Origin of the sequence: Pseudomonas sp. NBRC 111132 (assembly GCF_001320565.1) — a bacterium.
GTDB lineage: Bacteria > Pseudomonadota > Gammaproteobacteria > Pseudomonadales > Pseudomonadaceae > Aquipseudomonas > Aquipseudomonas putida_P.
This window is the reverse complement of sequence record NZ_BCBI01000049.1, coordinates 1-15,405: the sequence shown is the minus strand read 5'-3', so window position 1 is coordinate 15,405 and position 15,405 is coordinate 1. Positions and strand designations below refer to the sequence as shown.

The window sequence follows — 15,405 nt, the reverse complement described above, 5'->3', positions numbered from 1 at the left end:
CGGTTTAGCAAGCGCATTACGTAACTTGCAAACAATATGGCTGCCAACACAATAAAAAATCGCGGGCGGGTCCCCTTCCCTCTGGTGCGCAGTTACAGAGGAAAGGCCGCCCGGCCCGCGATGAAGTCCTCGCTTGTCAATCCTTCTTGCGATACCCCTCGACGATGGCCGAGAAATCCTTGCCCCCTTCGCCGCGCAGGCTCATGGCCTGATACAGCTGCTGGGCCACAGCCCCGAGGATCACCGGCTGGTGAGCCTGGCGTGCCGCTTCGGTAGCCAGCCCCAGGTCCTTGAGCATCAGTTCGGCGCCAAAGCCACCGGTGTAGCCACGCGATGCCGGCGCGGTTTCAATGATACCCGGCCACGGGTTGTAGGTGTCCGAGCTCCAGCAACGCCCGGTCGAGCTGTTGATGATGCCGGCCAGCACCTTGGTGTCGATACCCAACGCGTTGCCCAGGGCCATGGCCTCGGACACGCCGATCATCGAAATACCCAGCAGCAGGTTGTTGCAGATCTTGGCAATCTGCCCGGTGCCGACTTCCCCGCAGTGCACGATGTTGCGGCCCATCTGCTCGAGTACCGGCTTGAGGCTGGCGAACAGCTCGGCACTGGCGCCGACCATGAAGGTCAGGGTGCCAGCCGCCGCGCCGCCAGTACCACCGGACACCGGCGCGTCACCCATGTCCACACCTTTGCCCGCTGCGGCCTTGGACACATCACGGGCGGTCTGCGGGTCGATGGTGCTGCAGTCAACGGTCGGCGTGCCGGGACGAATACCGGCCAACACGCCGTCCTCGTTCAAGTACACGCTGCGCACGTGGGCTGCGGCCGGCAGCATGGTGATCACCAGTTCGCTGTTGGCTGCCGCGTCCTTGGGCGACGGGCTGATCTGCCCGCCCAGTTCTGCCAACTCGGCCAGCACGGCCTTGTTCAGGTCGAACAGGTTCAGCTGGTGCCCGGCTTTGATCAGGTTGCGGGCCATGGGCGCGCCCATGTTGCCCAGGCCGATGAATGCGATACGCATGACTTCTCCTTAGCGCAGGCTGATGGTGGTGTTCACACCGTCGTTGACGCTGTCGTCATCGAACCAGCGGGCAGTGACGGTCTTGGTCTGAGTGTAGAACTGCACCACTTGCTTGCCGTACGGGCCGAGGTCGCCGAGCTTGGAGCCACGTGAGCCGGTAAAGCTGAAGAACGGTACCGGTACCGGAATCGGGATGTTGATGCCGACCTGGCCGATATCGATTTCGCTCTGGAACTTGCGTGCTGCCGCGCCGCTTTGAGTAAACAGGCCGGTGCCGTTGCCGAACGGGTTGGCGTTGACCAGGGCGATGGCCTCGTCGAGGGTATCGACTTCCAGGGTCACCAGCACCGGGCCGAAGATTTCCTGGGTATACACCTGCATATCGGTCTTCACGCCCGAGAACAGGGTCGGGCCAACGAAGTTACCTTGCTCGTAACCCGGCACCTTGACGTCGCGGCCGTCCAGCTCAAGTTTGGCGCCTTCCTTGATACCGCTTTCGATCAGGCCCAGGACGCGCTCCTTGGCGCGCTTGGAAACCACCGGGCCAACGTCGGTGCCTGGCTCACAGCCGGCATTGACCTTGAGCTTGCTGGCGGCTGCCTTGATATCTGGCAGCCATTCGCGGGCCTTGCCCACCAGCACCGCCACCGAGGTGGCCATGCAGCGTTGGCCCGCCGCACCAAAGGCAGCCCCTACCAAAGCATTGATGGTTTGCGTACGGTTGGCATCGGGCAGCACCACCGCATGGTTCTTGGCGCCCATCATCGACTGCACGCGCTTGCCGTGTTGGCTACCGAGGTTGTAAACGTGGGTGCCGACTTCGGTTGAGCCGACGAAGGAAATCGCCTTGATGTCCTGGTGGGTGCAAATGGCATCCACCACCTGCTTGCCGCCGTGCACCACGTTCAGCACACCGGCCGGCACACCGGCTTCCAGCGCCAGCTCCACCAGCAGCATGGTCGACAGCGGGTCTTGTTCGGACGGTTTGAGCACGAAGGTGTTGCCGCAGACGATGGCCATGGGGAACATCCACAGCGGGATCATCGCCGGGAAGTTGAACGGGGTGATGCCGGCGCACACACCGATCGGCTGGCGCAGGGTGTAGGTGTCGACACCGCTTGCGACGTTTTCGGCAAATTCGCCCATCTGCAGGGTGCCGATGGAGGCGGCGTGCTCGACCACTTCCAGGCCGCGGAAAATATCGCCTTCAGCATCGGCCAGGGTTTTGCCTTGTTCGGCACTGAGCACCTGGGCAATGCGTTTGGTGTGTTCGCGGATCAGCGCCTGCAGCTTGAGCATGATGCGCATGCGCGCGCCGATCGGGGTGTCGCGCCAGGTCTGGAAGGCTCGGTGGGCCGCGGCCACGGCAGCGTCGACTTCCTCGACGGTGGCGAACGGTACGCGCGCCAGCACTTCCTGGCTGGCCGGGTTGACGATGTCGCGCCATTCGGTGGTTTTGGACTCGACCCACTGGCCGTCAATCAGCAGCTTCACCTGCTCGACCTTGGTGCTGTTAGGGGATTGCGGTGCGTTCATCTGCGTTCTCCTTGGAATTATTGTCGGGACGAGATCGCCAGCGCCGGGCAAACGCGAGATGGCGTCCTGAGGCTTGTTTCGAGTATAGATGTGCAAACATCCAACAAGAACGCACAAAAAAACCGGATCATCATGCAAAAAGACCTCACATCCCTGAGCGCGCTCAACTGGGACGATTTGAAGTTCTTCCTTGAAGTGGCCCGCACCCGCAAGGCCAGCAGTGCCGCCAAACGGCTGAGTGTGGACTACACCACCGTGTCGCGGCGCATCAGCTCGCTGGAGGGCGCGCTGGGTACCTTGCTGTTCGAAAAGTCGCGGACCAACGGCTTTGTGTTGACCGCCGAGGGCCAGCGCTTGCTGGGTTATGCCGAATCGATCGAGAGCACGCTGCACATGGCCTGCGAGCAGGTGTCCGGGTCGGGTGTGGCGTTGTCGGGGCATGTGCGCATGGGCTGCACCGAGGGCTTTGGCAGCTTCTTCATCACCCCGCAGCTCAGCCATTTCGTCGATGCCTACCCGGCGATTTCGGTGGACATCCTGCCGCTGCCGCACTTCATCAGCCTGTCCAAACGCGAGGCGGACATCGTCATCGCGCTGGAGCGGCCGGAGCATGGGCCTTATGTGTGCTGCAAACTGTGCGACTACCGCTTGCGGCTGTATGCGACCCAAGACTACCTGGACAACCACGCGCCGATCCGCCAGGTGGCGGACTTGGCCAAACATCCGTTCATCAGTTACGTGGATGACCTGGCGTTCAGCTCCGAGCTGCTGTACCTGGCCAACCTCATCCCCAGCGCCAGCGCGCATTTGCGCAGCACCAGCGTGATCGCGCAGTACACCGCAGCGTTGCAGGGGCGAGGGTTGGCGATCTTGCCGTGCTTCCTCGCCGCGCAGGACCCTCGGCTGGTGACGGTGTTACCGGAGGAGATCGAGGTGACGCGCCAGTTCTGGATGTACTGCCGGGAGGACTTGAGAAAGTTGAAGCGGATTACCCTGTTGTGGGATTACATCCGAGGTGTGACGGAGACGAATGCGCCGTTGCTGATGGGTGACACACGCCAGATGCGCTTTGCTCAGGAATGATGGGGTTGCTGTGCAACCCCAAACCCTCCCGTCAGTAAGACGCCACCACGATAGACACGCGCCGGTTCTCGGTGCGCCCGGCACTGGTGCGGTTGTCCGCCACCGGCTGGGTACTGCCCAGGCCACGGCTCTGGATGTTCTGCGGCTGCATGCCGACCCCGACCAGCGCCTTGGTCACGCTCTGAGCGCGGCGTTCGGACAATTGCTGGTTATACGCCGCCTTGCCCGAGGCGTCGGCGTGCCCGTCCACCCGCACGCCCTGGATGCCAACGCTGAGCAGTGCCTTGCCAATGCGCTCGACAATCGCCTGGCTCTGGCCGTTGAGGCTGTCCAGGTCACTGCCGAACAGCACCTTGCCAGACAAGTCGTACGCCCAGCCTTCGTCGGTCGGGGTAAAGCCCTCGCGCTTGAGCACGGCAATCTGTTCGGGGGTAAGGCCCTTGGGAGGGGCGGTCTGGCAGCCAGTCAGTGCCAGCACGGCGAGCAACAAGGCCCACAGCGGGAAACGTAAAGCCTGTATCACGGGTTCAGCTCCTGTTCTTGATTTCGTTGGCGGACCGTTCCGTCTGCGCCACTTGCCAATGGCCACGGCGTTTACGCTTGGCCTGGTACATCGCCGCATCGGCGGCATTGAGAAGACTGGCGGGGTCAGCGCCGTCATCCGGGTAATAGGCAATACCGACACTCAGTGAGGTGGCGATACTGCGGCCACTGTCCAGCTGCACCGGCAGCTTCATGCTGGCAACGATCTTCTCGGCGATGTGTTCGGCGTCCTTGCGCGACTGCAAAGGTGTCAGCAGCACGGCGAACTCATCACCGCCCAGGCGCGCCACCAGGTCGTGTTCGCGCAACTGGGCGCGTACGCGGTCGGCCACGCTGATCAGAACCTCGTCGCCTACGGCATGGCCGAGGGTGTCGTTGATTTGCTTGAAGTGATCGCTGTCGAGGAACAGCAAGGCCAAGTGGTCCTGCTGCCGTGCAGCATTGCGCACGCTGCGGCTCAGGCGCCCCTCGAAGAAGGCCCGGTTGGGCAGGCCAGTCAGGCTATCGTGGCTGGCCTGGTGGGCCAGGCTCTGGTTTTCACTCTGCAGGTGGCTGTGCCACACCTCCAGTTCGTCCAGCAGAGCATTGAAGTCGTTACCCAGCTCGTTGAGCTCGGCAATCGGCGCTTCCGGCACACGCCGGTCGAAGCTGCGCTCGCGGCGGGCGGCGTGGGCGACACTGGCCAGGCCACGCAGAGGGCGGGTGATATCGCTGAGCAGGCGCCGCGACAGGTACTGGGCAGCCAAGGCGCTGAGGATGGTGCAGAACAGGATGCCGGCCAGACCGCTGAGCAGGAACAGCAACAGGCTACGGCCCTGGCCGACCAGTTCGATATGCCCGACCTGTTGTTGCTGGTGCAGGATCGGCAGGTTGACCGGCTCATCCAGCAACGCGGTGGCAACCTGCACTTCCAGTTGCGCGAGCATGTCGGTGTCGCCGCGTTGCCAGTGCGCCAACAGCTCGCCTTCGTCGTTGAAGACCTTGGCCTCAGCCACTTCCTCGGTACTGGCGATCAGCGCCAGCGATTCATTGGCGGCGGCGCTGTCATCGAACACCACCGCTGCCTCTACGGTGTAATTGATCGAGCGGGCAATCAGCTGCAGGTTTTGGTTGGCGTAGACACGCAGGGCGAGCACGCCCAGCAGGGTCAAGGAAATACCCGCCAGGCCCACGGCAAGCAAGGCGACGCTGAGGTGGCCACGGCCCAGCACCGAGCGCAGGGTGGGGCGCACGCTACGCTTGCGGGTCGGTTTCATGGCTGCACCGCCCGGCGCCGCGACAATTGCAACACACTGGGATGAATACGCACGCCAGAGCGCGCCACCGAGTCGAGGTTGACATCAAAGGCCACCTGCTGGTCGCTGACCCGCAGGCAGAACAGGCTGCCGACCGTGCAGGGGTCATCCGCCTCGCTGATGCTCAACACCGGATGGCCGCTGACACGCTGGAACAGCTGGTCGCGCTGGCCCTGGTCGAGCTTGCCGATATAGATGGCATCGCAGGCCTGGGCGACCTGGGTATCTTCTGCCAACAGGCGCCGCACCTGCAGGGGGCGACCGGATTCCTGGACATGGCCTTTGATCAGGTCATCGGCGTATTCGGTCGGACCGACCAGGCACAAGCGCAAGGGTGAGGGTTCTATAGGCCAGCGGGCGTAGCTGAAGATACCCAATACGACCTGGGTGACTGCCTGGGCGCGTTGTTGAGCCCGAGCGGCGGTTGTGGCGGAGTCTGCCTGGGCAGGGCCTGTGTAAAGGAACAGGGCGGCCAGCAATAGCGAAAGCGCACAGCTTGTCACTCGCCTTGCGGCCACGTGCATGTGGGGAGTCTCTTAAAATCCTTTCTCGAATTGGCGCAACGATAGCACAAGGCCGCTCCTACAAGGGACCGCGTTCGGTATCAGACTTGTTCCAGCATCAACCCTGAAATACGCCGCACCTTGCGCGCCACCGCTTCTTCAAAAATGCCCTGCCGAGGCTCGACCAGGCTGAAGCAGTGCTTGGCGCGGGTGATGCCGGTGTACACCAGTTCCTTGGTCAGCACCGGGTTGAGCGCATCCGGTAGCACCAGCGCCGTGTGGCTGAACTCCGAGCCCTGGGACTTGTGCACGGTCATGGCGAACACCGTTTCCACTTCGTTGAGCCGGCTGGGCAGGACGAAACGCACGCCGCCACTGCCATCGTTACGCGGGAAGGCCACGCGCAGCAGCGGCTCACCGCGCTCATCCGGCAAGTGCAGGGCGATGCCGATGTCACCGTTCATCAGGCCCAGGCCGTAATCGTTGCGGGTCACCAATACCGGGCGCCCTTCGTACCAGTGCTGCTGGCTGTCGATCAAGCCAGCATTGTGCAGCACCCGCGCCACCCGCTCGTTCAGGCCTTCGACGCCCCAGGCGCCACGACGCACTGCACACAGCAACTGGAAGTCCTCGAAGCTGTGCAGCACCTTGCCGGCCCATTGCTCCCACGCGGGGTCGTCAGCAGCGGTTTCGAGTGCTGGCCGATAGCGGCCAAGGGTACGCAGGTAGCTGCGGTAGCCTTGCGGGCCGTCGCTGCCGCGGTTGAGGCCATCGAGCAACAGGCGGTCGAAAGCACGGTCCTGCTCGTGCTTGAGTGCCAGGCTGTGCACGTCGGCGGGTGGCGTGGCCAGCAAGTTGCGCGCCGCATGGGAGTCCTGCCGGTTGACCAGCCGGGCCAGTTGGCCAATGCCGCTGCCTTCACCGAAGCGTCGCGAAAAACGCAGCATCACCACTTGCTGGGCCAGTGGATTGCGCTGTTCGTCGCCAGCCTTGAGGCCACTGCCGGCCAGTGACTCGCCACTGATCTGTTCCAGCCATGCTGCGGTCGCCGGCGAGTAATAGCCCTCTTCGGCATCCCGGCACAAGTCGCCCAGCACCGCACCGGCTTCCACCGACGCCAACTGGTCCTTGTCGCCCAGTAGTACCAGGCGTGCCCGAGGCGGCAAGGCATCGAGCAGGTTGGCCATCATTTCCAGGTCGATCATCGATGCTTCGTCGACCACCAGCACATCCAATGGCAACGGGTTGCCAGCATGGTGGCGGAAGTGCCGGGAGCCCGGGCGGCTGCCGAGCAGACGATGCACGGTGCTGACTTCTGTGGGAATGTGCCCACGCACTTCGGCGCTGACCTGCAGGCGCTCGACCTGCTGGCCAATGGATTCGGTGAGGCGCGCAGCGGCCTTGCCGGTCGGCGCGGCCAAGCGGATGCGCAGCGGCCTGCCCTGCTCCACTGCCGGCCCTTGCAGCAAGGCCAGCAGGCGCACCACAGTGGTGGTCTTGCCCGTGCCGGGGCCACCCGTGATTATGCTGAAACCGGCACGGGTGGCCAGCGCGCAAGCGAGCTTCTGCCAGTCTACCTGGCCAGCTGGCGCACCACCGTCGAACAGCTGAGCCAGGCGATCGGTCAGGTCGGTCAGCGGCGCTTCGGCCTGGGTCAGGCGCTGGCGCAGGGTATGGTCGATACGCCGTTCATAGTTCCAGTAGCGGCGCAGGTACAGACGCTGGCCGCTGAGCACCAGTGGCCGCGCTTGCTGGCCTGGGCTATCGCCCTCGGCCACCAGCGCGCTGGCAGCGATGCGCTGGCACCAGGCATTCAAATCGAGGTTGGCCAGCAGTTGCGAGGGAAGCAGCAAGGGGCCTGTCAGCGCATCGCCCTCCGGCGGCAACGACAGGGCGAAATCAGGCTCGGCCAAGGTCTGTTGCAGGTCGAGGCAGACATGCCCGTGCCCCAGTTGATGACTGGCCAGCGCCGCCGCCAGCAATAACAAGGGATCACTGCCGGGAGCGCGCTCTTCCAGGAACGACACGAATGCGCGGTCCAGCGCGCGCAGCCAGCCCCGTTCTACCCAGCGGTCGAGCAGTTGCAGCAGGTCACCGCTGTCATGCTGTGGTGCCAGCGCCAGCAGGTGCTCGGCGTGCAACGGCGTGGGCAACAGGTCGACAAGGCTTCGGCTCATTTCACGGCTCCGGCAAACAGGTCCTGCTGTACGGGTGGGTGCTCGCCACGGAACAGCGCATCGAGGCTTTCGATCAGCTCACGCGGTGGCTTGGCGTGATACACGCCATGGCCGCTGCTGCTGGCACCACGCAGGAAGATGAACAGGGCACCGCCAACATGGCGGTCGTAATCGTAGTCCGGCAGGCGGGCACGCAACTGCCGGTGCAGGGCCAGCAGGTACAGCACGTACTGCAGGTCGTAACGGTGCTCGATAATGGCCTTTTCCATGGTTTGGGTGTCGTAGGCCTGGATGTCCGGGCCCAGCCAGTTGGACTTGTAGTCGGTGACGTAGTAACGCCCGTCCAGCTCGAAGGCCAGGTCGATGAACCCTTTGAACATGCCGTTGAGCACGGTCGGCTGCGCCGCCGGGCGCGCCAGGCCGGGGTGGGTGTGGCGTGCGACAAGGCGGTCGAGTTTTTCAGCATCGACCTGGTGGCTGGCGAACCAGAACTCCATTTCGATCTGGTAATGATGCAACTGGCCCAGCATTACGCTCTGGTCGCTGCCTGGCAGCGGTAACGCCTCGCCCAGCAAGCGTTGCATCCACTGGCTCAGGGTGGGGATCCAGCCGGTCCAGTCGCGACGGTTGCAGCGCTGGCCAACGGTGCGCTCAATCAGCTGTGGGTTGCCGCTGACCTGGCTAAAGCCTTCACGACCCGCCCATTCCAGCAAGCCATGCAAGAAGGTGCCTGGGTTTGGCCCCCGCGGGAAACGGTGGATATCGCCGCTGTCAGCCGGGACCTCGCGCAACACCTGGGCATCGACCGCCTCGTCATCCAGCAGTTGCTGGGCCTGTGAGCTGTCGGCACCGAGGGTCTGGTCGCCTACGCGCAGGGCGCTGTAAGAAGCGATCCACCAGTGCTCGGCGGCCGCGCGGCGGGGCTTGCGTGCGGGCAGCAGCTCACGCTCGGCGTGCGGCACGCGATACGCCTGCTCATTGGCCTGCGGCAGGCCCGGGCAGGTAATGTGCGGGCATGTCGACGCCAACGCCTGCAACCAGTCCGTCAGCTGCTGCGAGCCTGTCAGGGCAAGGCCGCCACCCAGCAGGTAACCCAATGCCGATCGGTGCAGCTGCGAACTCTTCTGGTTGCCACGCTTGAGGTCGGCGACCCCCAACCAGCACGCATGCTGGGCGCGGGTCAGGGCCACATAGAGCAGGCGCAGGTCTTCGGCCAGGCGCTCGTCGTCAGCGCGCTCGATCTGTTCCTGATCCGGGGTGAGGGTGAGGTGGGCGTTACCTTCGCTGTCATGCCAGGCCAGCGGCAGGCGGCTGCCGTCCACCGGCTTGCTGGTGCAGATGAACGGCAGGTAAACCAAGGGATACTCCAGGCCCTTGGACTTGTGGATGGTCACGACTTTGACCAACTGTTCGTCGCTTTCCAGGCGCAGGATCTGCTCTTCACCGGCCTGCCCGGAATTGGCGAGGTGCTCGGCCAGGTGGCGGATCAATGCCTGTTCGCCGTCCAGCTCACCAGCAGCCTGCTGCAGCAATTCGGCCAGGTGCAGCAGGTTGGTCAGTACCCGCTCGCCATCGCTGCGGCGGATCAGCGTGCGCGGCAGCTGGAAGTCATGCAGCAGGTGCCGCAGCATGGGCAACACGCCCTGGCGTTGCCAGGTATCGCGATAATGGCGAAAACGCATGACCCAGCCTTCCCAGACCCGCTCGTCCTGGTTCAGCTGGTCCAGCGCGGCCAATGACAGGCCCAGTGTAAGGCTGGCCAGTGCGGCCTTGAGCAGGCGCTCGGAGTCGGGCTCGGCGCAGGCCTTGAGCCAGGCCAGCAGGTCGTGGGCTTCCTGGGCGGCGAACACCGAGTCCTTGTCGGACAGGTACACACTGCGTACATCGCGCGCGGCCAGCTCGGCGCGGACCACCTGCGCTTCGTGGCCATCACGCACCAGGATGGCGATGTCCGAGGGCAGGCAGGGACGCAACTCGCCTTCGGCATTCTGGAAGCCTGCCGTGCCTTGCTGGCCACCATTGAGCAGCGCGACGATATGGCTGGCGCAGCTGGCTGCCAGCTGCTGGCGGTAGACACTGCTGGAAACCGGCTCTTCGCTTTCCAGTTGCCAGCACTGCAGGGCTGCACTGGTTTCGCCGTCAATCAGCAGCTGTTCGCCACGGCCCTTGGCGCGCACCTCGATGAACGGCAGCGGGTTGTCATCCGCCGCGCGGAACAGGAATGCTCCCCGCCCCGTTTCACGCACTTCGGCCTGCAGGAACACCTGGTTGACCGCTGCGACCATGGCCTTGCTGGACCGGTAGTTGGTGTCCAGGCTGTGCAGGCGGTCGCGGGTGGCGCGCCGTGCAGCGAGGTAGGTGTAGATGTCGGCACCACGGAAGGCGTAGATCGCCTGCTTGGGGTCTCCGATCATGAACAGGCCAGTGTCTGCGCGATTTTCGCTGATCTGATAGATGCGCTCGAAAATGCCGTACTGAACCGGGTCGGTATCCTGGAATTCGTCGATCAGCGCTACCGGGAACTGCTCGCGGATCAAACCGGCCAAGCGCTCGCCGGCCTCGCTGGCCAAGGCGTGCTGCAGGCGCACGAGCATGTCGTCGAAGCCCATTTCCGCGCGCCGGCGCTTCTCTACTTCGAAACGTGCCGATACCCAGCTGGCAGCATGCTCAAGCAAGGGCGCATCCGGGCTGTCCAAGGCCTGCAATTGTTGCTGCAAGCTCTGCATGGCGTTGAGGCCGGGGTGCTCAGGCGGCTCACCCTTCCAGGCCTCGGCCATGCCCGCCGGGGTCAGGCGGGTAAAACCCGTGCCCAAGTCGAGGTCAACCAGCTGTTCATCACCCGCCCAGGCACAGAGCTTGTCGAACCAGGGCTCGAAGTAACGGGCCTGCATCTTGCGGCCGTCGACCTGCTTGGCGGCCAGCGCATCGCGGCAGATTTGCCGCAGTTGCTCGGCCCACTGCGCCCATGGCGCCTTGAGCCGGGCCAGCTGCTCGCCACGTTGCTGCAGCGATGCCTGGATCAATGCTGCCGGCTCTGGCCCATCCTGCTGAGCACGCACGCGGCCAAACAGTGGGCGAATGCGCGGCAGCAAAGCGTCGGGGCTACCCCAGTTGCCGCGCACCCAGGCCAGTGCATCGCCTTGCATGCCATAGCAAAAACGCCGCCAGTAATCGCGCATGACCTGGCCCAGCAACTCGCTGTGGTCGGTTTCCAGGGTCTGGGTGAACAGGCTGCCGCTGTCGAAGGCATGCTCGCGCAGCATGCGCTGACACCAGCCATGGATGGTCGATACCGCAGCTTCGTCCATCCACTGCACGGCGATTTCCAAGCGGCCGGCACAACGCGGCCAGGCTTCTTGCGGGTAATCATCACGCAATTGGTGCAACAGCGGGTCGGCGCCTTCCAGTTCGCCACGGAAGAACCGTGCAGCCTCAGCCAGGCGGGCGCGGATACGTTCGCGCAGCTCTTTGGTGGCAGCGTCGGTGAAGGTCACCACGAGTATCTGCGGTGGCAGCAACTCGCGGTCGAAGCCTTGTTCGCCACCGTGGCCAAGGATCAGGCGCAGGTACAGCGCCGAAATGGTGAAGGTCTTGCCCGTGCCGGCGCTGGCCTCGATCAGCTGGCTGCCGTGCAGGGGGAAACTCAGTGCCAGGGGACGGTCCTGGGTCATGCGCCTTTCTCCGGGTTGCCCAGGGTCTGCCAAGGGGCGGTGAACAACGGGCGGTACAAGGTTTCGCACCAGCCTTCAAAGGTTTCGTCAGCCGTCAGTGCAGCAAAGTCGCGGAACTGGCGGGCCAGAGCGATGCTCTCACTTCGCTCGCCAAAGCTGGTGCGCTCGTCGCCTTCATAGGCACGGGCTGCGGCGGCCAAAGCCTTGTCGGCGTCGTCCTGGGCCAGCCAGGCGAACGCGGTCTTGGCCGCGACGGGCAGCGGCGCATTCATCGCCGCCTGACGGGCCACCAGCAGGTCGCCCAACAGCTGAGCAGCCTGTGCTTGCGGTAGCGGTGCAAGTAACAGGGTCAGGTCGCTGGCTACCAGTGCACTGTTGTAGGGATAGCCGGCCGCACAGGCGGCCAGGTGCGTAACCCAAGGTGCGATCAGACGATGCCACTTGAGGTTGTTGCGCCCGGCGCTGATTGTGTTGGGTACCGTGGTGATGCTGAGCAGGCTCTGGTCCTGAGCCTGGAACACCCGGCCCAACCAGCCTTCGAGACGGTGCTGAGCGTGCTCGAAATGCACCGGCAAAGCGCCCTCGACCAGCTGAGGCCAGCGTTGCAGCAGCTGTTGGTGACGTTGCAACAAATCGGGTAGCGGTTCGATCAACTCGCTTTGCAGCGATTCTCCGAAACCGGCCAGCGGCAGCAAACCGCAGGCCTGCAGGCGCCGGGCCTGGGCACGCAAGGCCTGTTCGGCATTGTCCGGCTCGGCCAAGGCTGCGCCAAGCAGGCTTTCACTGGCGCCATAGCGTTGCAGCGTATCGAGGACGAAGGGTTCTTCGTCCGGGGTTGGTGCTTCCAGCGCTTCAAAGTACACCTTCAAGCGCTGGCTGAAAAAGTGCCGTACCGGATGGCGCAGAAAGTCATTCAGTTGGGTCAGGCTCAGGGCTTCATCACCTAGGTATGGCGGCAGGCCGGGCTCGCCCTGTTCATCTGTCTCGCCATGCTGGTGCAGCAGTTGCCATTCATGGGCAAAGCTGAACAACGGGCTGCCTTTCTGGAAGTAGCGTGCGCTGAACGGCTGCAAGGGATGCTCCTGAGTCAGAGCGTGCAGCAGTTGCTCGCCCGGTTCGGCTGGCTGCCCCTGCTGCATGCCGGCCAGATGCCATCCCGTGGCGATGTGATCGCGCAACTGGCCGATCAGTACCGAGGCCGGGCGTTCGCTATTGTCACGGATACTGCGCCCGACCCAACTGACATACAGCTGGTCGCGTGCCGACAACAGCGCCTCCAGCAGCAGGTAACGGTCGTCTTCGCGGCGAGAGCGGTCACCGGGGCGGTAGTCGCTGGCCATCAAGTCGAAGTCCAGCGGTTGCTGGGCGCGCGGGTAGTCGCCATCGTTCATGCCCAGCAGGCAAACCACCCGGAACGGGATGGCGCGCATGGGCATCAGGGTGCAGAAGTTCACCGAGCCGGCTAAGAAGCGCTGTGACAGCTTGCCCTGATCGAGGCCCGACAGCCAGGCTTCACGCACCACGGTCAGCGGCAACGGGTCTTGCAGGCCAACGGTCTCGCACACTTCAAGCCAGCTATCGCGCAGATCTTGCAGTTGCATCAGCAGGTACTCGTCACGCTCGCCCTCGGCCAGGAAAAACACCTGTAGCAAAGCATGCAGGCGCTCGCCCCACTGCGTGACGGTGGCGGGCTCGGACAAGGCCTGACAGGCGACTTCGAGCGCATCGAGCAGCGCGACCAGTGGGCCGATCAGTGCAGCGTCCAGGCCACCGATTTCATCGTAGGGTTCAATGCCGTCACAGGCCACGCCCACACCCACTGCATAGCCCAACAGCATACGCCGCAGGCCGAAGCGCCAACTGTTCTGTTCGAGCCCGGCGGGCAAACCAAGACTGGCCCGCTGCTCGGCGTTGAGGCCCCAGCGTATGCCGGCCCCCTCGATCCAGCGGTGTAGCGTGGGCAGGTCGTTTTCGCGAATACCAAAGCGAGCGCGCACTGCCGGCACGTCCAGCAGGTCAAGCACTTCGCTGACCGCGAAACGGCTGTCTGGCAGTTTGAGCAAGTGCTCAAGAGCGATCAGCAAAGGTTCGCGGCCGCGCTGGCCCTGGTCGGTCAGGGTGAACGGGATGTAGCGCGGGTCGTTGCGCTGCAACTGGCCAAAGACAGCGCGGATGTGCGGCGCGTAAGTGTCGATGGCCGGTAGCATGACGATCACGTCACGCGGGCGCAAAGTTGCGTCGGCGCTGAAGCGGGCCAACAGTTGGTCGTGGAGGATTTCCACTTCACGTTGCGGGCTATGGGCGATGTGGAAGCGGATCGAGCGATCCTTTGCAGTGTCCACGGGCGGCCACAGCTCACGGGTTTCGGTGAGCGGGCGCAACTCCAGGATGTCGTCCTGCAGTTGATTGAGCAGCGTGGTGGGCGAAGCGTCACTGAACAGGTCGATGCGGCCATCGCTGAACACGCCCTGGTAGCTGCCCGGGTCGTCGTAGCTGTCGAGCAGGTTGATGTAGTCGCGGCCTTGTTTGCCCCAGGCGGCCAGCAACGGATGGGCATGCTGGTGCAACGACTGGTCATCCAGTTGCAGGGGCATGCCCTGCTTGCGTTGCTGGCGTTTGTACTGGTGGCGTAACAGGTCCTTGTCGGCAACGATGTCGGCCCAGTGGTGGCGGCATGGGTTATGAACGCACAACAGCACCTGGCTGAAACGCGCCAGACCGGCCAGTGCTTCCAGGGCCTGGGCGGGTAGTGAGGAGATGCCAAACACGATCACCCGCGGTGGCAGCCCTGCAGGTGCCTGCTCCAGGCTATTGATCCGCTCGATGAAGCGTTGGTGAACCCCGGCACGGCTCTGCGCCATACCCTGCTCGCCAACATCTTCCAGTAATGCTCGCCACAACTCGGCTTGCCAACGGTTGCCCGGCGGCAGCGCTTTGCGCTCGCCACGGGCGGTGTTGAGGACATGCTCGCCTGCGGCCCAGTCCTTGAGCCAGTCGGCGCGGTAGACCTGGTACTGGTCGAATAGGTCCGCTAGCCGTTCGGCTAGCTGGTAGCGCTTGCGCAGGTCGCTGTCGTCGGTAAGGAAGCGCCGCAGCGGCTCGAAATGGGGGCGTTCGATCAGGGCGGGTAACAGGCGCATCAGGCGCCAAGTGAGTGGGGTCTTGTCGAGCAGGGAAACTTCGGGAATTTCGTCACGGCCCAGCACGCTGCGGTATAGCTGCCACATGAAGCTACCGGGTAGTTGCACATCGATTGCGGCGGCGATGCCACAGCCGCCCAGGTCATCTTCCAGCGGGTCTTCGGCCAGGGCCAACTTGAGCCATTGGGCGATGCCATTGCTTTGCACCAAGGCTATTTCGTTTTCCAGCGGCGCCAGGGGATAGCGACGCATCCAGCTCACTACCAGGCTGCGCAGGTCGTCGAGGCGGTTGCCGTGGACGATCATGAAGCCGGGGTGGAGAGTGGTAGTAGCCATAGTGCATTCCCTGGGAGCGGTTGATTCCGGTGCAAAACCATATCACGAGGCATGCCTTGGACCATGGCATGCATGGAGACAAATCTTTTTCTGGCCC

The 15,405-nt window shown here is 63.9% G+C and carries 9 protein-coding genes; 1 reads left to right on the top strand and 8 read right to left on the bottom strand.

Annotation, left to right across the window (positions count from 1 at the left end):
- Nucleotides 1-136 precede the first annotated feature (136 nt).
- Complete coding sequence (mmsB, locus tag APH35_RS20810) at nt 137-1,024, bottom strand: 3-hydroxyisobutyrate dehydrogenase (protein WP_012274200.1); 888 nt, start codon at nt 1,022-1,024, stop codon at nt 137-139.
- 9 nt (nt 1,025-1,033) lie between these two features.
- The gene (locus APH35_RS20805) at nt 1,034-2,560 is read right to left on the bottom strand and encodes a CoA-acylating methylmalonate-semialdehyde dehydrogenase (protein ID WP_012274201.1); all 1,527 of its coding nucleotides are present in this window, start codon (nt 2,558-2,560) and stop codon (nt 1,034-1,036) included.
- A 132-nt stretch (nt 2,561-2,692) separates the two neighbouring features.
- Here APH35_RS20805 and APH35_RS20800 point away from each other — a divergent pair, with 132 nt between their 5' ends.
- Nucleotides 2,693-3,643 (top strand): LysR family transcriptional regulator, encoded by a 951-nt coding sequence (locus APH35_RS20800; protein WP_012274202.1) that lies wholly within the window; start codon nt 2,693-2,695, stop codon nt 3,641-3,643.
- A 31-nt stretch (nt 3,644-3,674) separates the two neighbouring features.
- Here the strand turns inward: APH35_RS20800 and APH35_RS20795 are convergent, their stop codons facing one another.
- The 6 genes from APH35_RS20795 to recC form a co-directional block, all read right to left on the bottom strand.
- Nucleotides 3,675-4,166: an OmpA family protein gene (locus APH35_RS20795; RefSeq protein WP_060494114.1), complete on the bottom strand. Its 492-nt coding sequence runs from the start codon at nt 4,164-4,166 to the stop codon at nt 3,675-3,677.
- Between the two features lie 4 nt (nt 4,167-4,170).
- Entirely contained in the window at nt 4,171-5,442 is a 1,272-nt protein-coding gene (locus tag APH35_RS20790) for a diguanylate cyclase domain-containing protein (RefSeq protein WP_012274204.1), read from the bottom strand.
- Nucleotides 5,439-6,005 carry a YfiR family protein gene (locus APH35_RS20785; RefSeq protein WP_060515374.1) on the bottom strand — a complete coding sequence of 189 codons (567 nt, stop codon included), beginning with the start codon at nt 6,003-6,005 and terminating at the stop codon, nt 5,439-5,441. Before APH35_RS20785 ends, APH35_RS20790 begins: the two co-directional genes overlap by 4 nt.
- A gap of 80 nt (nt 6,006-6,085) precedes the next feature.
- Nucleotides 6,086-8,161 (bottom strand): exodeoxyribonuclease V subunit alpha, encoded by a 2,076-nt coding sequence (gene recD / locus APH35_RS20780; protein ID WP_060515373.1) that lies wholly within the window; start codon nt 8,159-8,161, stop codon nt 6,086-6,088.
- On the bottom strand, nt 8,158-11,832 hold the full coding sequence (recB, locus tag APH35_RS20775; protein WP_060515372.1) for an exodeoxyribonuclease V subunit beta: 3,675 nt from the start codon (nt 11,830-11,832) through the stop codon (nt 8,158-8,160). The genes recD and recB overlap by 4 nt, the downstream gene beginning before the upstream one ends.
- On the bottom strand, nt 11,829-15,308 hold the full coding sequence (gene recC, locus APH35_RS20770) for an exodeoxyribonuclease V subunit gamma (protein WP_060515371.1): 3,480 nt from the start codon (nt 15,306-15,308) through the stop codon (nt 11,829-11,831). Before recC ends, recB begins: the two co-directional genes overlap by 4 nt.
- Nucleotides 15,309-15,405 lie beyond the last annotated feature (97 nt).